Below are 22,583 nucleotides of genomic sequence, written 5' to 3'. Positions count from 1 at the left end.
AGCTTTCTCTTCGGACACGAGTTCGGGCCATTCCATCGCCCGCCCTATTGCCCTGCGGGCAACAGGGTCCCACCCCAGCGGACGGTCCTCAGAGAAACTACCAGCCCGCTGCCCTGACAGCAGGAAAGCTCCCCGATGGCCTGCCCTGCCAAATAAATTTCCTTTTCGCTGGGCATCCTATGGGCGGAGGTGATTTTTTCAATGAACTCTCTCACGCCCTTCATCCGCCACGAGATGGACGAGCAGCCCGGTGCTTCTTCCGCACCGGAAAACAGCTGCTCCCGCTGCAGCCCGCCGCTGGGCAAAGAGCCGGAGGCCCCCGTCATCCTGCCGCCCGGCGACCCCACTGCCCCCGGCACACAGGTGCCGCCGCACATTGAAACGCCGGGCCAGACGCCCCACCCGGACACCGGCAGCACCCCGCAGGGTGTGCCCATGACCGACGGCACTCCTGTGGCCTGCCGCCAGAAAAACGCCAAAGATTTTTTAGCCGGAGACGTGCAGACCAGCGTGATGGCCCACTATGCCCCCGGGCTGTTCAGCACCGGCCAGCACACCCACTCCCGCCATCCGGCCCCGGATGAGGACACCGCCGCCGTGCTGGAACTTGTGGACTGGCGGGAAGAATCCCCCTATGGCTAAAAATTTTTCAAATTATTTTCGCTCTACCTGTTGAAATCTTCGTCCGCTTCCCTTATTATGGTAGCAAACAAAGATAAAGGCAGGTTTTGCATCATGGCAGAGATCAAATACGAAGTAGTTCAGCGCATTGCAGTGCTCTCGGAGCGTCCCCGCGGCTGGGAGCGTCAGCTGAACCTCATCAGCTGGAACGACGGCGAGCCCAAATACGACATCCGCGACTGGTCCCCGGACGGCACCCGCATGGGCAAGGGCATTTCCCTGAGCCATGACGAAATGGCCATCCTCAAGGGCCTGCTGGACGAGCTGGAGCTGTGAGCATGGGCGACCGCGAAGAGTTTTTGCAGATCTGGAAGCAGCACGTCACCCGCCCCGGCAGCGAAAAGCTGCTGGACTGGCTGGACCACAAGACGGATTTCTTCACGGCACCGGCATCCACCCGGTTCCACGGTGCCTGTGAGGGCGGGCTGTGCATGCACAGCCTGAACGTCTATCACGCGCTGCACGACACCTTTTTTGCCGAGGGCGACAACGAGGAGAGCTTTGCCATCTGTGCACTGCTGCACGACCTGTGCAAGGCCAACTACTACAAGCCCGGCACCCGCAACGTAAAAAACGAAGCCACCGGCCAGTGGGAAAAGGTGCCCAGCTACAGCGTGGAGGATCTGTTCCCCTACGGCCACGGCGAAAAGAGCGTATTCCTCATTGAGCGGTTCATGAAGCTGCGGGTCGAGGAGGCTGTTGCCATCCGCTGGCACATGGGCGGCTTTGACGATGCGGCCCGGGGCGGCTGCTTTGCCATCTCGGAAGCCTACGACAAGTATCCCCTTGCCGTCAAGCTGCACATCGCTGATCTGGAAGCCACCTATCTGATGGAGCACCGCACCAGCGCGGTGCGCTGAAACCGCAAAGAATAAGCCCGGACAGGCCGCAGTTTTCTCTGCTGTGCCTGTCCGGGCTTTTTAAATCGGATCGCCTGCGGGACGGATGAGCGCAAAAAGGGACTGCCACCCCATCCGGTGCAGCAGTCCCTTTTTTATTTCGGTTCCTGTCCCGCAGAAGCGGAGCATCCCAGCCAGCGCATTATGCGCCCATCATATCGTCGAACCAGTTCATCAGCTCCACCGAGAGGTGCTCCAATCTGGTCTGAGGCTTCCAGTCCGGCTGAGCAGGCTGTGGGGCCTCCGGCTCGGGCTGCGGGCGCTGTTCGGCCTCCGGCTCCGGCCGCGGGCTCTGGGCAGCCGATGGTTCCGGCTGCGGGGGCGTATGTGCCGCAACCGGCACAGGCCGCACAGCTTCCGCATGGCGGGCCAGCTCCTGACGCAGCTGCTCTGCATGAGCGCCCGCGCACTCAGCCTCCTGCCGCGCCTGTTCACAGGCCGCTTCCAGCTGGGCATTCTCCTGCCGCAGTGCCGCCATCTGCCGCTCGCAGGCAAACAGACGGGTCTGGTAGCGGAGGATCTCCGCACTGGCAGCTGCCAGCTTGCGGTTCAGCTGTTCCAGCTGGGCACACACCGCTTTGGGCGGCTCTGCCGAAGCCTTTGCCGCGGCAGACTGGGCACAGCGCTGCCGCGAACCATTGTTCTGCTGCCTGCCCTGCGCCATGGTGTCCCTCCGATCCATCCGTTACGCCTGTATGCTTATTATCCTGGTTTTATCTGCGCTTGTTCAGCATGGCCATCAGCTGATCGTAATAGCCATTGTCGCTGTTATCCTCTTCCACCGGCTTTGCAGCAGCGGAAGCAGCCGGTGCTGCGGCAGAAGGTTCCTGCGCTGCAGCCTCGCTGCTGAACACTGCAGACGGGGTGGACTGTGCGCCGCCCATGGCATTGCTGATGCTGCTGCGCAGGTCGTTTGCGCTCTTGTTGTCAAAACCGGTGGCAACAACGGTCACGCGCATCTCGTCCGAGAGGTTCTCATCGAACGCAGTACCCCAGATGATGTTCGCATCCGGATGTGCGCTCTGGGTAATGAGGCCTGCTGCGGTCTCCACATCCTCCAGACCGATATCCGGGCTGGAAGTGATGTTGATGATCACGCCGTGTGCACCGGCAATGCTGGTCTCCAGCAGCGGAGAGGAAATGGCAGCCTTGGCGGCGTTCTCGGCCTTGCCTGCGCCCTTTGCGCTGCCCACGCCCATGTGTGCATAACCGGCATCCTTCATGATGGAGCGCACATCGGCGAAGTCCAGATTGATGAAGGCGGGCACATTGATCAGAGCAGAGATGGACTCAACACCCTGACGCAGCACGTTGTCTGCTGCCTGGAAGGCGTTCATCAGGGTGATCTTTTCCTGACTGATCATCTTCAGTCGCTCATTGGGGATGACGATCAGGCTGTCCACATGCATGAGCAGGTTTGCAATGCCCTGCTCTGCCAGACCCATCTTGCGCTTGCCCTCAAAGGAGAAGGGCTTGGTGACGATGCCCACGGTCAGGATGCCCAGATCATGGGCAACCTCGGCCACAACGGGAGCCGCACCGGTGCCGGTGCCGCCGCCCATACCGGCAGTGATAAAGACCATCTGAGAGCCCTTGAGTGCATTTGCGATCTCGTCCTTGCTCTCCTCGGCAGCGCGCTGGCCGATCTCCGGGTCCGCACCTGCACCGCGGCCCTTGGTCAGCTTGGAACCCAGCTGCACCTTGGTGGCAGCGTGGTTCTTGGCCAGAGCCTGCTGGTCGGTGTTCATTGCGATAAATTCAACGCCCTGCAGGCCATCGCTGACCATGCGGTTGACTGCGTTGCCGCCGCCGCCGCCAACACCGATCACCTTGATCGTCGTAACGTTTTCGTCCATTTCTTCATCGAGCATGAGTGCCATAACTTTGTCCTCCATCGGATTTTATCTAGAAGTGCGCGGAACGCACAGAAAGTATCCTGTTTACATTTATATAACTGTATCGTATCATCTTTTTGCCCTGAATGCAAGTCAAATTTGCTTTTTTGAAGGTGTTTTTTTCTCACAGGTGCTCCCGCACGGCATTTCCCGCTCAATTTGGGCCCCAAGTTCCGCCAGCATCTGCACAAAACAGGCATATCCGCGGTCGATATGGCCGGTGTCTGCAATGCGGCTGCGGCCTCTTGCCGCCAGCGCCGCGATCACCAGCGCTGCCCCGCCGCGCAGGTCCGGGGCCGCCGCCTCCGCGCCCTGCAGCTGCCGCACCGGCCGGATGTGCAGCGTACGCTGCTGCACCTGTACATCCGCTCCAAAGGCCGCAAACCCATCTGCGCAGGCAAACCGCCGCTCAAACACCACATCCTCGATGCTGCTCACGCTGTCGGCGCACAGCATCGCTGCCGCCAGCAGCGGGGCTGCGTCGGTGGCCAGTGCCGGATACACCCCCGTGAACACCCTGCCCGCCCCATGCAGCGCACCGGACCGGACAATGACCGCACTTTCGGGCCCGGTTTCTATGCCGCACCCCATTTGTGCCAGAATTTCCAGCAGCGGCGCATAAACTGCAGGCGCGCAGCCGGTCAGCTCCACCCTGCCGCCTGCCGCCGCACAGGCACAGGCAAGGGTGGAGGCCACGATGCGGTCTGCCATGGGCGCAAAGCTGCAGCCGTACAGCACCCGCCGTCCCTGCACCCGGACCGTGCCGGTGCCTGCCCCCTGCACGCAGCCACCGCAGCGGTTCAGGAATGCCGCCAGATCGACGATCTCCGGCTCCCGCGCCGCACCACGGAGTACGGTTTCGCCCTGTGCGCAGACAGCCGCCAGCAGCAGCGTTTCGGTGGCCCCCACACTGGGGAACCCCAGCGTGATGTCCGCACCACGCAGCCCCGCCGGGGCGGTCAGGATCAGCCGTGTTCCCTCCTCGCAGCAGTGTGCCCCCATCTGCGTAAGGCCGGAAAGATGCAGGTCGATGGGCCTTGCGCCAATGCGGCACCCGCCGGGCAGAACAGTCTCCACCCGGCCAAGCCGTGCCAGCAGCGGTGCGCAGAACAGGATGGACGCCCGCATCTGTGCTGCGGCCTCTGGCACCAGACGGCAGACCGACGGCATGCTTTGCACCGTGATGTCACTGCCCTGCCAGCGGGCCGTGCAGCCTGCACCCCGCAAAAGGACAAGGCTGGCGTCCACATCCGCAAGCTGCGGCACCGCCAGCAGCCGCACCGTGCCGCTGCACAGAAGGGACGCCGCCAGCAGCGGCAGGACACTGTTTTTGGCTGCAGGGATGCGCACCGTACCGTTCAGCGGCACACCGCCTGTAATGATCAGATCTCCGCCCATGCAAAAACCCCCGTTCCGCAAAAGATACCTCATGCTATGCGGAACGAGGGCAGTTTGTTTCTATTTGTTCTGCGGCTTGTGTTTTATTTGTCGGGTCATTTGTAGCAGTTCCGGGGCCGGAGCATACCGCTTTAAGACGCGGAACGTCCGGTTTTACATCTCTCCGCGGGACACCGACAGCACGATGCCCATTTCGCCCAGCAGCATCATCAGGCTGGTGCCGCCGGAGGAGAAAAACGGCAGGCTGATGCCGGTGTTGGGGATGGTGTTGGTGACAACGGCCATGTTCAGCACCGCCTGCAGGGCCACCTGCACCACAAAGCCCACCACCAGCAGCGCCCCGAACCGGTCCGGCGCGTGGGCCGCCAGTGTGACGCCCCGCCACAGCAGCAGCGCAAACAACAGGATCACCCCACAGGCCCCCACAAAGCCCAGCTCCTCGCACAGGATGGAAAAGATAAAGTCGTTCTGGGGCTCGGGGACGAACAGGTGCTTCTGGCGGCTGCTGCCAAGGCCCAGCCCCGCTGCGCCCCCGCTGCCGATGGCGTACAGGCTCTGGATGGTCTGGTGGCCGTCCCCCAGCGGGTCCGCAAAGGGGTCCAGCCATGAGCTCAGGCGGCTGGCTGCATAGGGCACAAGGTCCGGCATGATGGCAATGGCCGCACCGATGGCCGCTGCGCCGCCCACCGCCGCCAGCACGAACCACCGCAGCCCGGTGCCGCCCACGAACATCAGCACCGCACCAATGCACAGGATCAGCACCGTGCCGGAGAGGTGCGGTTCCAGCAGCATGAGCACTGCCACCACCCCCAGCACCAGCGCAAAGGGCAGCACCCCTACTGCAAAGCTGCCCATGCGGTCGTGATTGAGGGAAATGATATGCGCAAACACCAGCACCACCGCAAACTTGGCGATCTCGCTGGGCTGCAGCGTTCCAAGGCCCGGCAGCACCAGCCAGCGTTTGCAGCCGTTGTACTCCGGCATAAAGAGCACCGCTGTCAGCAGCACCATGGAAAGCCCCAGCAGCGGCCATGCCAGCTTATGATAGATGTGGTAATCCACCCGGCTGGCCGCCCACATGGCCCCGATGCCCAGCGCCGCATACAGCAGCTGGGGCCGCAGGTAGGCAAAGGCATCGTTCCTCCGGTACAGTGCCACGGCACTGCTGGCACTGCCCAGCATCACAAGGCCGAACCCCACCAGCGTGAGCACCAGTACCAGAAAGGGCAGGTCCATGGCTGGCAGACGGCGCAGCGGCAGGCCCCGCCCTTTGTGGGTGTGCACCCCGTGGGCTGCGGCTTTCGGCATCTGCATCACCTCCATTCCCTTATTGTACGCGGCGGCGGTGCCGGTTAGTCATAGGCCCGGCGCACCGGCGCATACATTCCATTTGAAAGAGAGGTGCCCGCCATGCCAAAACCGGAGCCACGGCCCCTGCGCACCCTGCCGGAACGGGCATTCCGTGCCCGGGCACGGCTGGTGGCCGCCCTGTTGTGCTGCGTCTGCTTTGCAGGGCTGGCCGCACGGCTGGCATATCTGCAATTATTTACGGGCAGCTGGTACACCAGCCGTGCGCTGGGCCAGCAATTGCGGGACACCGTGGTGCCCGCCGACCGGGGCCGCATCTACAGTGCGGACGGCGCGCTGCTGGCCGCCAACAGCAGCTGCTGGACCCTGCGGGCCTCCCCGCGTGAAATGCCGGAAGAAAAGCTTCGCCTTGCCGCAGACGGCCTTGCGGAAATCCTGGAGCTGGACAAAGCCGCATTATTGGAAAAGTTCAGCGACCGCCGCTCCAACGACTGCCTGCTGCGCTACCGTGTGGAGCGGGACACCGCCGACCGGGTGCGGGACTTCTGCGAAGCAAACGGCATCACCGGCATCCGCATCAATCAGGACTCCAAACGCTGGTATCCGCAGGGGGAGTTTCTTGCAAGCGTGCTGGGCTTTACCAACGTAGACAACGCCGGTGTGAGCGGGCTGGAGCTCAAGTACAACGAGGTGCTCACCGGGCAGAACGGTGTAGTGCTCACCGCCGTGAACGCATGGGGCTATACGCTGGAACAGAGCTACGAGACCGAGCGGGTGCCGCTGGAAGGCAGCGGCCTGCGGCTGACCATCGATGCCAGCATCCAGCACTACCTCGAAAATGCCCTGACCTATGCCGTCAGGGAGCACCATGTGGCGGCACGGGCTGTGGGCATCGTGATGGACGTGAACACCGGGGCGGTGCTGGCCATGTCCACCACCCCTGCCTACGACCCCAACCAGCCCCGCGTCATTTACGACGACGCCGCCCGGCAGAGGGTGGACGCGCTCTCCGGCAAAGAGCGCACGGCGGCGCTGCAGCTGGCCCAGCAGACCCAGTGGCGCAACAAAGCCGTCAGCGACCTGTACGAGCCGGGCAGCGTGTTCAAGCTCATCACCTGCGCCGCTGCGCTGGATGCCGGGGCTGTGAGCCCCCATTCCACCTTTTACTGCGGGGACTCCATCTCGGTGGCAGGCACCCGGTTCCACTGTGCCAATCACAAGCGCCACGGCAGCCAGACTGTGACGCAGGCGCTGGAAAACTCCTGCAACCAGAGCTTTATCCAGATCGGGGCCAGGCTGGGCAAAGAGGCCTTCTGCGATTATTTTGCCGCCTTTGGTCTGCGGGAGCCCACCGGCATCGACCTGCCCGCCGAGCCGAAAAAGAGCCTGTACTACACCGCCGACCGCATGGGCCCGGTGGAGCTGGCGTCCTGCGCCTTTGGCCAGAGCAGCAAGATCTCCTACATGGAAATGGCCGCAGCCGTGTGCGCCGTGGTGAACGGCGGAAAGCTCATGCAGCCCTATCTCGTCAGCGACATCCTGAACCCGGACGGCAGCGTATTGCAGCACATCGACCCGGTGTGCAGGCGGGAGGTCATCCGGCCGGAGACCTCCCGGATCATGCGCGGCATGATGGAGGCCGTGGTACTGAACGGCGGTGGGCGCTATGCCCAGATCCGGGGCTACCGGGTGGGCGGCAAGAGCGGCACCAGCCAGAAGCTGGACAGCGCCGATGAAAAAGCCCGCATTGCCAGCTTTGTGGCTGTGGCCCCCATCGATGACCCGCAGTTTCTGTGTCTGGTCTGTCTGGATGAGCCCCACAGCTGGACCACTGCCGGCGGCAGTCTTTCGGCCCCCGTGTGCGCCGAGGTGCTGGAACAGACGCTGGTGTACCGGGGCGTTCCCCGCGCCGCCGAACCGGAAGCGGATGCCGGTCCCGCCCAGACCGCCGCAGACCTGCCCGCAGACGGTGACAGCTTTGACGGGGCGTGACGATTTGGAATGCGCGCCGCGTGCGCTTTGCTCATATTCAGCGGAAAATTTATTTATAATTTCGCGTTTGTCGCGCTCTGCGGAGCGCTCCAAACGCATTTTCACAGGAGGGGTCGTGACCGGGAGCGGCTGCTGCCGCGCTGGTTTCCTGCGGAAACATCCGCGGAGCGCGGCAAATACTCCTGTTCAGCTGCAAAAAATAACGGAACGTCCGCAGACGTTCCGTTACGCTGAAATGCAAAATGGTTTTTAATTCTGGTGCGGCTGGTCGCGGAAGACGATCTCGCCGGTCTCGCTGTTCATGGAGTCCACGATGGCAAGGCTTTCCAGCTGGATGCCCTTGCTGCGGATCAGCTCGCCGCCCTGCTGGAAGCCCTTTTCCACGGCGATGCCGATGCCTTCCACGGTGGCGCCGGCTTCCTTGGCCAGATCCAGCAGGCCCATCAGAGCGCAGCCGTTGGCAAGGAAGTCGTCAATGATTAGCACATGATCCTCTGCCGTGAGGAACTTTTTGGAGACGATGACGTTGTAGATCTTTTTGTGGGTGAAGGACTGGATCTTGGTCTCGTAGTTATCGTAGTCCAGATTGATGCTCATAGACTTTTTGGCGAACACCACCGGCACATTGAACTCGCTTGCCACCACGGCTGCAATGCCGATGCCGCTGGCCTCGATGGTGAGCACCTTGTTGATGGTCTTGCCGGCAAACAGGCGCTTCCACTCCTTTGCCATTTCACGGAACAGCGGAATATCCATCTGGTGGTTGATAAAGCTGTCTACCTTGAGCACGTTGCCCTCGCGTACAATACCATCCTTGCGGATACGTTCTTCCAGCATCTTCATAGCGAACCAGTTCCTCCAAGTCTATTTTCCATCTCCGTGCACTCTCCGGCACACATGTTTTTTATTTCATATAGTATACCGGATGCATCCTGCTTTGGCAAGAGCTTTTCTTGCCAAAGTTCAGCCCTTTCGGCCCTTGTACTTTTTGCAGAATTGAGTATACTAGAATTAGTATAAAGGGTTGTCCGGCAGCTGTGTGCCGGTACTGCGGAGAGGGAGAGCTGTATGAAAACTGGACTTGTGCTGGAAGGCGGCGCCATGCGCGGAATGTTCACCGCCGGTGTTCTGGATGTGTTGATGGAGCACGGCATCGTGCTGGACGGTGCCATCGGCGTTTCTGCCGGTGCAGTGTTCGGCTGCAACTATAAGTCGCACCAGATCGGGCGCACCATCCGCTACAACACGGAATACTGCACCGATAAGCGCTATGCCAGCTTTGGCAACCTGCTGCGCACCGGCAATCTGTACAGCGAGCAGTTCTGCTACCACACCGTACCGGAAAAGCTGGACATCTTTGACTCCAAGGCTTTCCGGGAGAACCCCATGGACTTTTTTGTGGTGTGCACCGATGTTCGCACCGGCGACCCCATCTATCACAAGTGCCGCACCGGCGACGCCGAGGACATCCAGTGGATGCAGGCATCGGCCTCCATGCCGCTGGCCTCAAAGATCGTGAAGATCGGCCACTACCAGCTGCTGGACGGCGGCATTGCAGATTCCATCCCGGTGCGGTTCTTTGAGTCCATCGGCTACAAGCGCAACCTGATCGTGCTGACCCAGCCCAAGGGCTTTGTGAAGAAGAAAAACAAGATGCTGCCCGCCATCCGGGCGCGTTACCTGCGCTATCCGGCCTTCGTGGATGCCGTGGCCGACCGCCACGAGCGCTACAACGAGACCCTTGCCCATGTTTCCATGCTGGAACAGACGGGCAAAGCCTTCGTCATCCGCCCGCCCATCCCGCTGGAGATCGGCTCCATGGAGCGCGATGCAGCCCAGCTGCGCCGTGTTTACGACACCGGCCGTGCCGTGGCCGAGATTCAGGTGGACAAGATCGCCGCATTCGTAAATGAATCCAAGGCCGCTGCCGAGGAATAACAGCCGCCTTTCAGGGTGATGTCTCTGCACTTGTGCAGGGCATCACCCTGTTTTTTTGCACGGACAGCTTTTGCCGCATGCTGCATTACTGGGCTGCCGGCCTGCCGATGGCAGACTTTGTAAGCATCTGCTGGAACTTGCGCGCCGCCGTGTTCAGCGGGCGGTGGCGGTCATACACCAGACAGATGCTGCGCTCCGGGATGATCTCCTGCAGATGGAGCTGCACCAGCTCCCCGCGTTCCAGCAGTTCTTTTGCCATGGGTTCCGGCACAAACGCAATGCCCAGTTCGCTTTTGACCAATGTCAGCATCTGGTCGGTGGTGGCGGCCTCGGTGTCCGGCTTCAGCACCGCGCCATGCTCCAGAAAGAACTGTCTGTAGAAGCTGCGGGTCATGCTTGTATCGCTGAGCGAGATCAGCGGATAATTTTTCAGCTCCTTCAAACTCAGGTTCTGGCTGGCAAGGGCCGTAAAAGTCCTGCCGCCCACCAGCACCTCGTAGAATGCTTTCAGCTCCACCATTTTCAAGCTGCCGTCCACCTCTGCCGGGGTGGATACAACGGCAAAATCCACCTCGCCGTTTTTCACAGCCTGCACGGCCTGCGGCGTGGAGTGGTTGGAAATGCGCAGCCGGATGCCGGGGTACTCGGTGTGGAAGGCGCGCAGCTTCTCCGAAAGATAGATGTTCAGGGCCGTCTCGGTAGCACTGATGCTGATGGCTCCGTGTTCCAGCGTAGCGCTGGCGCTCAGCTCTTCCTCCGCATCCTGGATCTGCACCGCCGCCGATGCAATGCGGGAATAGAGCAGCTCTCCTTCCGGCGTCAGGGTAACGCCGCGGTTGGAGCGGATGAACAGCACACAATTCAGCTGGCTTTCCAGCCGGTTCATGGCGTGGGTAATGTTGGGCTGATTGCTGCCCAGCACCCGCGCGGCCTTGGTAAAGTTCTGATACTTTGCCACATAGTAGAAGATCTTATAATATTCCCAGTCCACGTACATGGAGCGCCCTCCCATTTCATGTAAAAAAGATATTGTTGCCATGTGCAGGATTCATTTTACACATCCTGTATCTTCTCGTATCATAACACCAAAATCAAAATTTGCAAGAGGGAAATCCAAAAGCCCCTCAAGTCCGTTTTGAACCGCAGCGTTTTCGGGCCGGCAGGATCTGCCGTGACAAAGTTTCCCGCATGGATATTGACAATCTGCACGATTTCTGCTATCCTATTTCAGGACGGTGATCTTCTGCCGTCCTGAATAAGCTGGTGTGGCGCAATGGCAGCGCAACTGATTTGTAATCAGTGGGTTGCAGGTTCAACTCCTGTCACCAGCTCCAAGAAAGATCCTGCGATATACCGTTAAAACAACGGCGTGTATCGTGGGATTTTTGCTTTTCTATGCGTTGTGAAACGCCCGGAAAGTGCGACAGCTTGGCAGGTTCGTCTCTGTCGGCACAGCAGCTCCCCATAAAATAATCCCACCAGAAACGGCGAAGATCGTCATCTGGTGGGATTTTTTATGTCATTGTGCCGCTGCGCGGCACGCACTTTCAGCCCTTCGGCAAAGACGGGCATACCCGGCGCTTTCACTTTTGCGGCAATGAGGTCGGTTCAAACCGGCGCAGCTTGCTGCCATCCAGTTTGCACAGCGGCTGACCGGTGGTGTGCGCCAGCGTGCAGGCGCTGCCCGCCACATCGCCCATGTCAATGACCGTGGGCAGGATGCGGACACTGGCCTGCATCAGGAAGGTGGTGGAAATGCAGCGGCCCGCCACGATCAGGTTCTCGGCTTCGTCCGTAACCATGCTGCGGTAAGGGATCTCGTAGTAATCGCCGTGCTGGTAGGTGTTCTGGTGGAATAGTCCCTTTTTGTTGGAGTGCACATCAATGTACCAGTCCCCCTTGACCAGACCATCCGGGAAGCGCGCCTGCCGGGTGTAGTCCTCCTCGGTCAGCAGGTAGTTGCCCTTGAGCCGCCAGCTCTCGCGCACGCCCAGCATGTCCGCTGTCTGCAGCAGATAGCTGTGCGCAAAGCCCGGCATCTTTGCCTGCAGAAAACGTACCAGACGGCCGATCTTCTCGTGTCCCTCTGCAATGGCGGCAGAGCGGGCCAATGCATCGGTGTTCTGCTTCAGGCTGGGGAGATGCGGGCAGTTGAAGGCCATGCAGCCGGGCTTATTGGGCAGGCTGAAGCACTGGTAATAGCGCAGGTCCTCCTCGGTGAGCAAGCCATCGGCTACGCCCTCGCGGAAGATGGGCTCCAGCTTGAAGCTGCGTCCTGCCACCATGGCAGACTCGAAGAAATAGCCGGTCTTGAGGGGAGAGAACTCGTCGTGCAGAGACAGCACATATTCGCGGTATTTTTCCACGTCGATGCCGCCCATGATAAAGCGCAGACTGCTGACCTGATTGTCCCCGTTCTCATCGCCGGAGCTGGTGGGCACGCCAGCCATGCGGGTGAGCACAGCATCACCGGTAGCATCCACAAAGTTTCCGGCTGCAATGGCCTGCAGACCGTTCACGGTCATCACCACGATGTACCGGATGTGCTTGTCCTCGCACACCGCATCCACCAGTGTGGCGTCATACAGCAGCCTGCCGCCGTTGCTGACATACAATTCCTCAAAAGCATCGCTGAGCTGATCCGGTGCAAACCAGATCATTGTGGTAATGCCGTCACGGGTGGTGACGCCGTGCCTGTTCAGGGTCTCCTCTACCCTGTGCAGCACATCCAGATGTTCCACATAGGTGGGCATCATGGGGCACACCAGCGCACGGGAAGCCGTGCCGCCCAGAAACGCCCCCTTTTCCACCAGCAGGACCTTCTGCCCGTCGATGGCGCAGCGGATGCCGGCTGCGGCACCGGCAGCACCGCCGCCCACCACAACAGTATCATAGTGGCCCAGAAGGGGCAGCTGCCTGCCCAGATATTCAATGCTTTCCATGTTGCGCCTCCAACAATTGATGATAGGTATGGGCAAAGCCGTGTGCGCCGATCTCGGAAAGGGCACGGATGCCGGTCTTGCCCAGACGGAGCGGGCCGATGCTGATCATGGGCACCTGATAGTCCCGGCTGGTCAGGCCCAGCTTGTTCCACTCCAGAAAGTGATAATATTCATGGCTGAGGATCAGGTTCTCCGCTTCCATGCGGGTCATTTTGTTCTGCTGCGCCCACAGTTCCACCGATCTGAGATAGAGGGTGACGCAGTTTTTGCCCGCCACATAGTCGCTGAAATAGCGCTGGTTGCCGGAAACAAAGTCGATGTCCCGCTCCACCACCGTCAGCCCGTTTGCCTTGCAGATGGCAAAAAAGTCTGCACTGCCGCCGCTTTGTGCAAAGACATCCCTTGCCGCGGCGCAGCCTTTTTCCCACGCGGCATCCACGATGCGGGCGCGGTCTGCCTCCGGGATGCGGGGGCAGCACGGGTCGTAGGAAAGCTCTTTTTCCGCCAGATCACGGCCGGGAAAAGGCAGTGCATAAGACGACATGGCAGCCTCCTTTGGTCGGTCAGGAATCGATGCGCAGGGTCGCAGCCACAATGACCGGAGTTTTGGCATCGTAGCCGTTCAGCTCCACATTGGCAAGGCTGTAGATCTGCTCCTCGCTGGACATGCCGGACAGGTCGATGATGCGCTTGCCCAGCACGATGTATACATTGGGGTAGTTGGTGCCGCCATCGTTGTAGACGGTCAGCTCTTCCAGCATATAGGCGACCGCATCACGCCAGCTGCTGATATCGGCCTGACGCACCGTGGCGTTGGCCTTCTGCAGGCGGATGACCCCCTCTTCGTCGATCAGGCGCAGCGGATGAGAGGTCTTTTTCATCAGGCCGAACAGCTTTTTCTCCACCTTATCCGCCGTCACTGCGCACATGTTCTCGCTTCTGGCTGCGATATGCAGGGCCTTGGGGTCCATGCTCAGGTTCTCTGCCGCCAGTTCCAGCAGCTTGTCCTCGGTCAGTTTTTCGGCGCTGCGGTTCTTGCTGCGCAGCTCGGTAGCACCCACGGCGATGGCGCGGATCACGTTGCGCTGGGTATCCACCTCCACGGTCACTTCCACAGAACCGGGCGCGGCTCCGTTCCGGATGGCCTTCTGCTCGGCCTCCCGGCGCACACTGATGATGTCATTGTCGGTGGGGTTGGAAACGCTGCGCTCCACCATATCACGCACCATGGCCAATGCCACGCCGATGGTGGAAATGACCGGGCCGTTCTTTGCCAGCCGGCTCTTGTGATGCATGGTCTCGGCCAGATGCGGCACCACACTGGCAGCGCCACCGCCGCCGCCCACGAACACGGTGTGCTGGGGATCCATGTGGTAGTCCTTCATCAGCTGGGCAGCTACCCTGCTGTTTTTGGCGGCGGCAAAGCCCAGCACCTTGCGGGCAGCTTCTTCCACGGTGCAGCCCATGTTGTCTGCCAGCGGCTTCCATGCCTTGCGGGCGGCTTCCACGTTGCCATAGGCATAATCGCCGGGCTTGACGTAGCCCGCAATGTTGGCAGCGCCGGACATGGTAAGGCAGACCCTGACGCCGTTGTCGCACTCGATGCTGGCGTACTCCGGGTCGCCGGGCATGGGGCTCACGGGCACCAGACGGGGGTTCTGGATCTTGTCGGCATCGGTGAACACCTCATAGTCCAGACCGGCGATGTGGGCGCTGCGGGGGCCGGTATCGCAGGCCTTGCCGTCCTTCACCTCCACCATGCTGCCGCCGCCGATGCCGACGGTGCGCACGTCCAGACTGTTCAGGTAGGTCTTGTGGCCGCCCACCTCGGCGTACTTGATCATCACCTTGCCGTCCTTGACACAGGAGATGTCGGTAGAGGTACCGCCCACCTCAAAGAACAGGCCATCGGTCAGCTTTTCGTACATCAAAGCACCGGCAACGCCTGCGGCAGGGCCGGAGAGGATGGTCAGGATGGGGCGGCTGCGCACCTCGTCCACGGTCATCACGCCGCCGTCGCAGCGCATGACCATCAGCGGGCTCTTGATGTCCGCATTTTTGATGCTCTGGTCGGTCATGGTGGCGGCATCCAGCATCTTGGGCATGATGCTGGCGTTGATCACGGCGGTGCGGGTGCGGACCTTCAGACCGTACAGCTTGGAGATCTCGTTGGTCGCTGTGGCAGGCAGGCCCATTTCACCGCAAATCTCCACCACCCGGTTCTCGTTCTTCGGGTCGTCCACGCTGAAGGCCTCGGCGGCAACAAAGGTCTGTGCCCCCTGCTCCTGCAGCTTCTGGATAGCCGCGCGGATGCTGCCGTCCAGATCCGGTGTATTGGTGTCCACATATTCGTTGCAGCTGCGCAAGTACTTGCCCTCAGACAGCTCGATGTCCCCCATGGTGGTATCGCCCTTGCTCTTTGCGCCCTGCAGGCCGCTGCCCAGCGTGATGATGCCGACGGGGGCCACATCGCCCTCCAGCAGGGCGTTGGTGGCCTGCGTGGTACCGTGGGCGATGAAGATAACATCCTCCGGCCGGATCTCGCACTGCTCCATGACCTTGTGCAGCACCTGTACGATGCCGGCAGCAACGCCCTCGGCGGCGGTATGGGTGGTGGGGACCTTTACGCTTCCAACGACCTCAAAGGTCTCGTTATCAATGGCAACGGCGTCGGTGAAGGTACCACCAACATCAATTCCGATACGGACTTTCATAAAGCAAAAACCTCCTGTTTTTCCTTCTTCTTTGCTGCTTTTCGAGCCCGGGCAGATCCGGGTATAAGAATGGGCGGTCCCAGCATCTCGCGAAGATGGAACGACAAACGCGCGGGATACTCGGACCGCCCATGCAGCGGGCTGCGTACAGCCCGCTGCAGACGGCTTGTGGGGGAGAAAACAACTCAGAAGTAGAGCATCGCGCCCAGAATGACGCCGACGATGGACACTGCCCACAGATACGGCAGCATCTTCTTGGTGCAGGTGTTCACGTCCACCTCGCAGAAGTTTGCGGTCCAGACGTTCTGGGTGTTGGTGGGGTCGCCGCCGCACTGGATGCGCTCAGCCGCCAGGAAGGCAGCCATGACAGCCAGCGGGTTCAGGGTGCCCAGACCAATGATCAGCGCTGCGATGCCGGAGCCGAGGCCAAACATGTTCATGGGGCCGCGGTACAGCGCCAGAGGTGCCAGAATGGCGAAGAAGATGATGTAGGGCACGCGGCTGGTGGGAACGATGGCCAGCAGCAGCGGGTTCAGAACTTCCTTGACGCTTGCGTTGGTGACAGCCAGGAACAGGATGCCGATGCCGACCATCAGGATGACGGCGGGGCCTGCATCGGTGATGCCGTCGTAGCAGGTCTTGGTCATCTGGTTCATGGCCTTGCTGAAGCTCTGCGAGGTGAAGAGCAGGCACCAGATGATGCCAACGGTGAATGCAGGCGTGACAGGCACTTTCAGGAAGGCGACCAGCACGATGGGGATCAGCGGGGTGATCATGGCCAGACCGCCGCGCACGCCGGTGAGCTGCTTTGTGGGCTTTGTGTTGTCCACGGGAGCGGAGAATGCGAACTTGATGCCGTTGCGCTTGAACTCCACAATGACCATGATGAGGGTGGCGATGGCAGTCGCTGCCATCAGGTAGATCTCAAAGCCCTGAATGTCGGCGATGTCCAGCGAGAAGATGCTTGCAAAGCTCTTCCAGTTTGCAATGTTGCAGGCAAGGCCGGTGGTGAATGCCATCAGGAAGATGCAGGCTGCGCTTGCAGCGGGCACGCCAACAGAGATAAGGATGGGCAGCACGATGGAGCCTACCATGATGATGGAGCCCAGACCGCTCAGGGTGGTGAACAGGACAGCGGTGGCCACAACCATGATCAGGGTGACTACCAGCGGACGGTCGCCGCCCAGCTCAGCGCTCTTTTTGATGATGTTCTCGGTGACGCCGGTCTTGTTCATCAGCTGACCCAGCCATGCACCAAAGATGGTTGCCATGATGGCGCTGCCCATACGGACGGTGCCGGCTTCAAACACGGTGGTCAGCCAGCCGATCTCTGCGCCGTCCGCGTTTTTGCCGAACATCGGCACACCGGCGATGATGCAGATGACGACAGCCATCAAAGGAAGCGCCAGCAGAGTAGGGATCTTCTTGGTCATCATCAATGCCGCGACGACCAGGAATGCCACAACGATCAGAATGCCTTGTAACATAGTTCTGCTCCTTTTTTTGCGGGGGCAAGCCCCCTTTATTCTCACCGTAAACCACGGCAAGTTTCATTTTCAGGCGTCCGTGCTGCACAACAGGCTCTGACGCAGATCCGTTGCCATAAAGGCAGGCGTATGGACGGGATCCGGGTTCAGCACCACCGGACGCATCTCCGGGCTTTTCAGCTTCTGCACCACCCCGCGCATGAACGCCGGGCTTGCAGCCGCCGGGCCGGAGAGATACAGCTTCTCGATCACGAACAGCGAACAGAGCAGCCGCGCCACATTGCTCAGCCGCACCGTAAAGCAGCTCACCGGGCTTTGCGTGTTTTTCAGCGCTGCCGCCTGCTGAGCGGGCGGTGCAACTTCAAAGTTCTGCGCCAGCTCCAGCAGAGAGCCGCCTTCGGGCAGCAGCAGACCGGTGATGTCTGCCTGTCCCTCGCTGCGCAGTGCCACCGGCTGTTCCTTCTGCACGATCTGCACCACGGCCCGGTCGCCAAGGTCGATGTGTGCATAGTTGGAACCTACCGACTTGCCGGCCTCTGCCAGTGCACGGCTTACGGTATAGACCCGGCTGTATTCCTCCACGATCGGCACTTTGAACTGGGTAAACAGCGCCTCCCGCAGAGAAATGGTCGCCGCGGTATAACCGGTGGAGTACATCACGCGGAACTCGCTGATCTCGGTGTCGTCCTGAAACAGCAGCCCGATGCTCTTCATCTTGCCTGCGTGGAGCTCCTCCATGGAAAAGCCCTGAAAGATCGCATCAGAGATCGAAGTCAGGAGCTCGTTTCCATCCCCGCCGTGGTCGGGCAGCACCGTGCGGAACACACACTGCAAAGCCATGTCGTAGAGATATAAAACCGCATGGCTGCGTCCGATATCTACCACAACGACCCTGCCATAGTCCGGACAGATGGTCAGTCCGGCACGGCTGCGCCCTGCCGTTGCGGCACGCAGGCCGCTCTCCTGCACGACGCCCTCTGCCAGCAGCTCTCCCACCAGCGCCGTGATGGTGCTGGGAGAAAGTCCTGTCTGTTTTGCCAGTTCGATCCGGGAGAGCCCGCCCTCGGTGAGCAGTGCCCGCAAAATCAGGCGGCGGTTCTTCTCCTTTACTGTCCGCAGGCTGGATTTTTTCATAGCTGTGATTCCTTTCAGACCCCATTGTCTTCGCTTATTTCGGATTGTGAAATAAGCACTGTCTACAGAATAACACGCTGTTTGGGATACATCAATACTTTTTTCGGGTTCCGAAATAATTTAGCGTCCTGAACATTTTCAAGGTATGTTTTTTGTGCATTTTTCTCTCAAAAAAAAATGTTGGAACGTGTTCAGTTCCTGTCACCAGCTCCAACAAGCTCCGGGACGCCTTGATCCCGGGGCTTTTCACTTACTTCCGTCCCCTGCAAGAAAATTTCCTCAAAAAACATTGACAAACCCTTGCCCCAGTGGTAATATATACAGGCAGTCTGTGAGACTGCGAATTGAATATGGGCGTGTTCCCGAGTGGCCAATGGGGACAGACTGTAAATCTGCTGCTTTCAGCTTCGGTGGTTCGAATCCACCCGCGCCCACCAAACAAGAAAAATCCGAACCTGTTTCCGATTGGAGAAGGGTTCGGATTTTTCGTTTTCTTCGGGTACAACAATGAAGGCTCCCGTGGACGGCACAAAACTCCGATACCTTGTCATAGACCGTAAGACAATCACAAGATTTGGAGGGTATGATTATGAAGTACGATGCAAGAGCTTGCCATTTCAACATGGATACCGGGTGCGTGGAACTGCTACTCCGGGATGGGAGAAAAATTTCCATTGACTGCACCGGGGCCGAGGATGCTCTGGATGTTACCATGGAGCAGAGGTCAGAACTGGACTACCTCATCTACAATGACCCGCTGGGCTATGCGGACTTGATTTTGAATGGCGACCCAGAGGAATATTTGAAAAATGCAACCGGGAGCCATGGGCTAGAAGATTAAGGACAAAAAAATAAGAGGTGTGCCCAACTGGACACACCTCGGTGAGATACATCTATATAAGGCAGGGCGTTCCCTTTACTGGGAGCGTCCTGCTGTTTTTATGCTGCAACAGGCAAGGCTTGTAGTGCTTCCTGCTCTTTCAGCCATTCCTCATATTCGCGCTGGCCTTCCTCGCTGTTGAAAAACTCAACCATGGAGGGATAAAAGCAACGTGCAAGGGTCTTGATTGCTTCATCCGGGTAGCCGGATTTGTTTGACTTCTTCTTTTTGTTCAAATGGTATCCTCCGAAAATCAAAGTTCCATATCCTGCCCACGCTTGCGGTTTCGCTGCGGCACATTCATGGTGCGCTCCTGCTTGGGGGCAAGAATCTTTTCCAGAAAGCCGCGCACCAGTTCAGGCGCACGGTGTAGCGCGTCCAGATAGGGCTTCACTTCATACCAGAGCTCATGATACTTTTGACCCCAATGAGCAGCTTCCTTCTTGGCGGTGGAAAGTTCTTCTTTCAGGCGGCGGTTCTCCACGTCCATCATATAGCCGTGGTCGGCCTGTTTTTTCAGCTTGGAGAATTCTTCTTCGGTCAGCGAGTAGTTACCGAGAAAGGTGCGCTTGCCGATATAATCCAGATCGCGCGCATGAATGAGGGCTTCTTTCGTGAGCGTGGTCTTTTTCTGAATGGAGGCAAGTTCTTTCTCCTTTCGGGAGAGGGCCTGACTGGTTTTAGCAAGCGATTGTGCCTGCTGGTCGGCTTGGGTGGTCAGGGTGTCCAGCCGTTCCTGCTCCCGCTGGACTTTGAACTGGGTGACGGTCAGGTGTTCTTCGGTGCTGCCGCGCTCACCGCGCTCCACATCCGTGTACCCGGCAGCGCGCATATAGTTGAAGAAATCGTCCTGCAGGACGCTGTACGACTTCTTCAGGACTGGCTTGCCGTTCTTTTGCAGCACGGGCTTTCCGGCATCGTCCAGCAGGGGCTTGGATGCCCACTTCTTGCTCCGGCTGACCTGCATGACAGTCTCCTTGACGGTGCCGACCAGTGCCTTGTCCTTGCAGCGTTTCGACCAGAGGATCTGCTTTTCCACCACAGGTACATAGACCACATGGAGGTGGTAGTGGTAGACCTCCCGGCCCAGTGCTTCGGTCATGGCACGGTTGATCTCATCGGCGTGCATGACTGCCGAGAGGATATACTGCTCACCGCCCACGATTTGCACAGCAGCTTTGTAGGCATCCGCATAGAACTGCTTGGCGAACTCGTAGCCACCGTGATTGTCAAAATAGGCCGAGTTGACATCAAAGACAAGTTCACAGTAGTGGGTAGCATCCGGCTTCAAGCCGCGCGTGGAGATGGTTTCGGCGGCTTCCAGTTGGGCGAATAGGTCGGTGTAGCTGGCGGTTGGCTTTTTGAAGTGGACGTTCCATGAGGTGCGCTGGGGGATAATGTCGGGGTTCCGATAGCTGTCCTTTTCGCGCTCGTTGTGCTGCTGGGTGTTGCCAACGGCTTTGTCTGAAACGGCGAGATTTCGGACACTGGTGCGGTCAATACCATCATTTCTTGCCAAAGGGCATCCCTCCTTTTGGGGTTCAGAGGAAGGTGACGAGGACGGAGATGCACTTCCCCGGAAGTGTAATAACCCACTATGACACTTTCATCCCTATGGGCTGCAAAGTGTAGTGGGCTCTTCGAGGACTCTCCGAGGGGGAACGTCTCCTGCGGGAGAGCTAATCAAGTTCACGTTTGCGAAGCAATGAAAGCCCCAGTGGGGCTTTTAAGTGACCGAACGGTCTTGCGCCAGCAAGATGGAGGGGCCTCGCCCCGACAAGTTCGCACAATGCGAACTTGATTGCTCCGTACGCATCTGAAAAAATTGCGTACGGACTTCAAATAACCCGTACGGTCTGTACGACGTACGAAAATCCAAAATAAAAACGATAGCACGTTTTAATTTGTCTCGATTTGCCGTACAGGTGCGTACAAGTACAGACCGTACAGGTTGTACGAACTTCTTCCGTGAAAAATGCACTTTTTACGGGCAGGGGTGGACAAGCGGTTCGATGCCTACAAAACCCCGCACCCTGCGGCCACCGGGCAGGTAGATGTTGTTGGTGGCTTCAAGGTTATAGCGGCGGTCGTTCTGTCGCAGTTCCGCGCTGAAACGGATGGCAGATACGCTGTGGCAGGCGTTGTCCTCGCACCACTGCTTGTAAATGTCGTAGAACTCCTTGGAACTGATGGAGTAGTCTGCCTTGAAGCGGAAGTAGCCCTCGGACTCCATGAAGTCGATGACATTGTTGCTGCTGCGCTTGATGGTGTCCACGTTGGCGGCGGCTCGTTCGCTGACCGTGAAGCGGAAATCGTTCTGCACCAACCGGTGCAGTCCTTCCAGACACCACAGCAGGATGCCTTCCAACTCGGCGCACATCTTTTCCACAAGGAAGGGGTCGTCCGTGCGGTCAGCAGGCTTGTCCTTGGTGGTCAGGATGAGCTGACGGCGGAAGAAGCCGTCCGAATGGTCGTACAGCGAGGTCAGCGCACCGTTGCCGAAACAGAGGAATCGGGCGTAGATGTCCCGCTGGTAGCTCTGGACACCCTTGCGCTCCAAGTCCAGCTTGGCTTCGGCGGTGACGATGGTCTTGATATAATTCGTTTTGGGCAGGGCGTTCATGTCCATGTCGTCGTCGATCATCAGCAGGCGGCGTTCCAGATCGGCACGGGCAAAGCGGTTGTTCTCCACCTTCTGGACGCTGCCGTTGCTGGCGGCATCTCCCATGAGCCGTTTCAGCACCAGCCCGATGCGGGACTTGCCCTCGCCGCCCTTGCCGACAATGAGCATCATCTTCTGTCCCTTGGTGCTGGGGATCAGGCAGTAGCCCAGATACTCCTGCAAGGTGAGGATGTCGGCATCGTCCAGCAGCTCGTGCAGAAAGGTCAGCCAGCGGTCAGGGCTGGCGGCTTTGGGGTCATACCTCACAGGCAGGCGGTTCTGGCAGAACAGGCGGTTCTCCTGAAAAGAGCCGTCCGGCAGATGGTACACGCCGTTCTGGAGGTGGATGCAGTCCTGCTCGATGGGAAACGGGTCGGAAAAGGCCAGCAGCTTGATGGTCTCCAGAATGTTGGTGACCTTTTTGGACAGGCCGGAGGTGACGTATTCCTCGATGTTCTCCAAGATGCGCTGCTTGATCTCGCTTTCGTCCTCCACCGGGCCGTCCAGCGTGTACAGCGTTCCATTGACGCATTTCAGCGGCCACTGTTCCAGAAGGGCACGTCCAAACTGGACTTCGTCAATTTTCTTGCCGTTGTACCAGTCCGGCCATAAGGGGTTGCGGGAAATGTTTTTCTTCATAGGGTAGTTCTCCT

At 59.4% G+C, this 22,583-nt stretch carries 20 protein-coding genes and 2 tRNA genes; 8 read left to right on the top strand and 14 right to left on the bottom strand.

Annotated features, from left to right (window positions below):
- The first annotated feature begins 201 nt into the window (after window positions 1–201).
- The 3 genes from MTP37_RS04135 (at window position 202) to MTP37_RS04125 (ending at window position 1,541) form a co-directional block, all read left to right on the top strand.
- Window positions 202–642: a hypothetical protein gene (locus MTP37_RS04135; protein WP_249238323.1), complete on the top strand. Its 441-nt coding sequence runs from the start codon at window positions 202–204 to the stop codon at window positions 640–642.
- A 93-nt stretch (window positions 643–735) separates the two neighbouring features.
- Window positions 736–957 (top strand): YdbC family protein, encoded by a 222-nt coding sequence (locus MTP37_RS04130; RefSeq protein WP_120079997.1) that lies wholly within the window; start codon window positions 736–738, stop codon window positions 955–957.
- Between the two features lie 2 nt (window positions 958–959).
- On the top strand, window positions 960–1,541 hold the full coding sequence (locus MTP37_RS04125; RefSeq protein WP_249238322.1) for a hydrolase: 582 nt from the start codon (window positions 960–962) through the stop codon (window positions 1,539–1,541).
- A 181-nt stretch (window positions 1,542–1,722) separates the two neighbouring features.
- Here the strand turns inward: MTP37_RS04125 and MTP37_RS04120 are convergent, their stop codons facing one another.
- From MTP37_RS04120 to MTP37_RS04105, 4 genes are all read right to left on the bottom strand, one after another.
- Complete coding sequence (locus MTP37_RS04120; protein ID WP_249238321.1) at window positions 1,723–2,262, bottom strand: hypothetical protein; 540 nt, start codon at window positions 2,260–2,262, stop codon at window positions 1,723–1,725.
- 31 nt (window positions 2,263–2,293) lie between these two features.
- Window positions 2,294–3,460 carry a cell division protein FtsZ gene (gene ftsZ / locus MTP37_RS04115; RefSeq protein WP_249238320.1) on the bottom strand — a complete coding sequence of 389 codons (1,167 nt, stop codon included), beginning with the start codon at window positions 3,458–3,460 and terminating at the stop codon, window positions 2,294–2,296.
- Window positions 3,461–3,568: 108 nt separating this feature from the next.
- The gene (locus tag MTP37_RS04110; RefSeq protein ID WP_249238319.1) at window positions 3,569–4,873 is read right to left on the bottom strand and encodes a UDP-N-acetylglucosamine 1-carboxyvinyltransferase; all 1,305 of its coding nucleotides are present in this window, start codon (window positions 4,871–4,873) and stop codon (window positions 3,569–3,571) included.
- A gap of 153 nt (window positions 4,874–5,026) precedes the next feature.
- Entirely contained in the window at window positions 5,027–6,181 is a 1,155-nt protein-coding gene (locus MTP37_RS04105; protein ID WP_249238318.1) for an FtsW/RodA/SpoVE family cell cycle protein, read from the bottom strand.
- Between the two features lie 102 nt (window positions 6,182–6,283).
- Here MTP37_RS04105 and MTP37_RS04100 point away from each other — a divergent pair, with 102 nt between their 5' ends.
- On the top strand, window positions 6,284–8,173 hold the full coding sequence (locus MTP37_RS04100) for a peptidoglycan D,D-transpeptidase FtsI family protein (protein ID WP_249238317.1): 1,890 nt from the start codon (window positions 6,284–6,286) through the stop codon (window positions 8,171–8,173).
- Between the two features lie 249 nt (window positions 8,174–8,422).
- Here MTP37_RS04100 and MTP37_RS04095 read toward each other — a convergent pair whose 3' ends face one another.
- The gene (locus MTP37_RS04095) at window positions 8,423–9,016 is read right to left on the bottom strand and encodes a xanthine phosphoribosyltransferase (protein WP_249238316.1); all 594 of its coding nucleotides are present in this window, start codon (window positions 9,014–9,016) and stop codon (window positions 8,423–8,425) included.
- A 225-nt stretch (window positions 9,017–9,241) separates the two neighbouring features.
- Between MTP37_RS04095 and MTP37_RS04090 the strand changes: the two genes are divergently transcribed.
- Window positions 9,242–10,111, top strand: a complete 870-nt coding sequence (locus MTP37_RS04090; RefSeq protein WP_249238315.1) for a patatin-like phospholipase family protein — start codon at window positions 9,242–9,244, stop codon at window positions 10,109–10,111.
- An 85-nt stretch (window positions 10,112–10,196) separates the two neighbouring features.
- Here the strand turns inward: MTP37_RS04090 and MTP37_RS04085 are convergent, their stop codons facing one another.
- Complete coding sequence (locus tag MTP37_RS04085; protein ID WP_249238314.1) at window positions 10,197–11,108, bottom strand: LysR family transcriptional regulator; 912 nt, start codon at window positions 11,106–11,108, stop codon at window positions 10,197–10,199.
- Window positions 11,109–11,370: 262 nt separating this feature from the next.
- Here MTP37_RS04085 and MTP37_RS04080 point away from each other — a divergent pair.
- A tRNA-Thr gene (locus MTP37_RS04080) sits at window positions 11,371–11,445 on the top strand.
- A 249-nt stretch (window positions 11,446–11,694) separates the two neighbouring features.
- Here MTP37_RS04080 and MTP37_RS04075 read toward each other — a convergent pair.
- From MTP37_RS04075 to MTP37_RS04055, 5 genes are all read right to left on the bottom strand, one after another.
- The gene (locus MTP37_RS04075; RefSeq protein WP_249238313.1) at window positions 11,695–13,053 is read right to left on the bottom strand and encodes an FAD-dependent oxidoreductase; all 1,359 of its coding nucleotides are present in this window, start codon (window positions 13,051–13,053) and stop codon (window positions 11,695–11,697) included.
- On the bottom strand, window positions 13,040–13,597 hold the full coding sequence (locus tag MTP37_RS04070) for a hypothetical protein (RefSeq protein ID WP_249238312.1): 558 nt from the start codon (window positions 13,595–13,597) through the stop codon (window positions 13,040–13,042). Before MTP37_RS04070 ends, MTP37_RS04075 begins: the two co-directional genes overlap by 14 nt.
- A 19-nt stretch (window positions 13,598–13,616) precedes the next feature.
- The gene (locus tag MTP37_RS04065) at window positions 13,617–15,767 is read right to left on the bottom strand and encodes a hydantoinase/oxoprolinase family protein (RefSeq protein ID WP_249238311.1); all 2,151 of its coding nucleotides are present in this window, start codon (window positions 15,765–15,767) and stop codon (window positions 13,617–13,619) included.
- Between the two features lie 185 nt (window positions 15,768–15,952).
- On the bottom strand, window positions 15,953–17,254 hold the full coding sequence (locus MTP37_RS04060) for a C4-dicarboxylate ABC transporter (RefSeq protein WP_249238310.1): 1,302 nt from the start codon (window positions 17,252–17,254) through the stop codon (window positions 15,953–15,955).
- Between the two features lie 69 nt (window positions 17,255–17,323).
- Entirely contained in the window at window positions 17,324–18,388 is a 1,065-nt protein-coding gene (locus MTP37_RS04055; RefSeq protein WP_249238309.1) for a winged helix-turn-helix domain-containing protein, read from the bottom strand.
- A 352-nt stretch (window positions 18,389–18,740) separates the two neighbouring features.
- On the opposite strand from MTP37_RS04055, the gene MTP37_RS04050 reads away from it, so the two are divergent.
- Window positions 18,741–18,825 (top strand) — tRNA-Tyr (locus MTP37_RS04050).
- 152 nt (window positions 18,826–18,977) lie between these two features.
- Window positions 18,978–19,229, top strand: a complete 252-nt coding sequence (locus tag MTP37_RS04045; protein ID WP_112146413.1) for a DUF6061 family protein — start codon at window positions 18,978–18,980, stop codon at window positions 19,227–19,229.
- Window positions 19,230–19,327: 98 nt separating this feature from the next.
- Here the strand turns inward: MTP37_RS04045 and MTP37_RS04040 are convergent, their stop codons facing one another.
- The 3 genes from MTP37_RS04040 to MTP37_RS04030 all read right to left on the bottom strand — a co-directional run bounded on the left by MTP37_RS04040 (window position 19,328) and on the right by MTP37_RS04030 (window position 22,569).
- Window positions 19,328–19,504: a hypothetical protein gene (locus tag MTP37_RS04040; RefSeq protein ID WP_223387700.1), complete on the bottom strand. Its 177-nt coding sequence runs from the start codon at window positions 19,502–19,504 to the stop codon at window positions 19,328–19,330.
- Between the two features lie 17 nt (window positions 19,505–19,521).
- Window positions 19,522–20,787, bottom strand: coding sequence for a plasmid recombination protein (locus MTP37_RS04035; protein ID WP_249238308.1), 1,266 nt, complete (start codon window positions 20,785–20,787; stop codon window positions 19,522–19,524).
- Between the two features lie 465 nt (window positions 20,788–21,252).
- Window positions 21,253–22,569 carry a DNA primase family protein gene (locus tag MTP37_RS04030; RefSeq protein ID WP_249238307.1) on the bottom strand — a complete coding sequence of 439 codons (1,317 nt, stop codon included), beginning with the start codon at window positions 22,567–22,569 and terminating at the stop codon, window positions 21,253–21,255.
- Window positions 22,570–22,583: the final 14 nt, after the last annotated feature.

Source organism: Faecalibacterium sp. HTF-F (genome assembly GCF_023347535.1).
Lineage (GTDB): Bacteria > Bacillota > Clostridia > Oscillospirales > Ruminococcaceae > Faecalibacterium > Faecalibacterium wellingii.
The sequence above is the reverse complement of the archived record's forward strand: the minus strand, read 5'-3'. Positions and strand labels throughout refer to the sequence as shown.

Bases quoted from the DNA above. Each gene is read 5' to 3' on its own strand.
- MTP37_RS04135 (WP_249238323.1), top strand. From the start codon at position 202: ATGAACTCTCTCACGCCCTTCATCCGCCACGAGATGGACGAGCAGCCC.
- MTP37_RS04130 (WP_120079997.1), top strand. From the start codon at position 736: ATGGCAGAGATCAAATACGAAGTAGTTCAGCGCATTGCAGTGCTCTCG.
- MTP37_RS04125 (WP_249238322.1), top strand. From the start codon at position 960: ATGGGCGACCGCGAAGAGTTTTTGCAGATCTGGAAGCAGCACGTCACC.
- MTP37_RS04120 (WP_249238321.1), bottom strand. From the start codon at position 2,262: ATGGATCGGAGGGACACCATGGCGCAGGGCAGGCAGCAGAACAATGGT.
- ftsZ (WP_249238320.1), bottom strand. From the start codon at position 3,460: ATGGCACTCATGCTCGATGAAGAAATGGACGAAAACGTTACGACGATC.
- MTP37_RS04110 (WP_249238319.1), bottom strand. From the start codon at position 4,873: ATGGGCGGAGATCTGATCATTACAGGCGGTGTGCCGCTGAACGGTACG.
- MTP37_RS04105 (WP_249238318.1), bottom strand. From the start codon at position 6,181: ATGCCGAAAGCCGCAGCCCACGGGGTGCACACCCACAAAGGGCGGGGC.
- MTP37_RS04100 (WP_249238317.1), top strand. From the start codon at position 6,284: ATGCCAAAACCGGAGCCACGGCCCCTGCGCACCCTGCCGGAACGGGCA.
- MTP37_RS04095 (WP_249238316.1), bottom strand. From the start codon at position 9,016: ATGAAGATGCTGGAAGAACGTATCCGCAAGGATGGTATTGTACGCGAG.
- MTP37_RS04090 (WP_249238315.1), top strand. From the start codon at position 9,242: ATGAAAACTGGACTTGTGCTGGAAGGCGGCGCCATGCGCGGAATGTTC.
- MTP37_RS04085 (WP_249238314.1), bottom strand. From the start codon at position 11,108: ATGTACGTGGACTGGGAATATTATAAGATCTTCTACTATGTGGCAAAG.
- MTP37_RS04075 (WP_249238313.1), bottom strand. From the start codon at position 13,053: ATGGAAAGCATTGAATATCTGGGCAGGCAGCTGCCCCTTCTGGGCCAC.
- MTP37_RS04070 (WP_249238312.1), bottom strand. From the start codon at position 13,597: ATGTCGTCTTATGCACTGCCTTTTCCCGGCCGTGATCTGGCGGAAAAA.
- MTP37_RS04065 (WP_249238311.1), bottom strand. From the start codon at position 15,767: ATGAAAGTCCGTATCGGAATTGATGTTGGTGGTACCTTCACCGACGCC.
- MTP37_RS04060 (WP_249238310.1), bottom strand. From the start codon at position 17,254: ATGTTACAAGGCATTCTGATCGTTGTGGCATTCCTGGTCGTCGCGGCA.
- MTP37_RS04055 (WP_249238309.1), bottom strand. From the start codon at position 18,388: ATGAAAAAATCCAGCCTGCGGACAGTAAAGGAGAAGAACCGCCGCCTG.
- MTP37_RS04045 (WP_112146413.1), top strand. From the start codon at position 18,978: ATGAAGTACGATGCAAGAGCTTGCCATTTCAACATGGATACCGGGTGC.
- MTP37_RS04030 (WP_249238307.1), bottom strand. From the start codon at position 22,569: ATGAAGAAAAACATTTCCCGCAACCCCTTATGGCCGGACTGGTACAAC.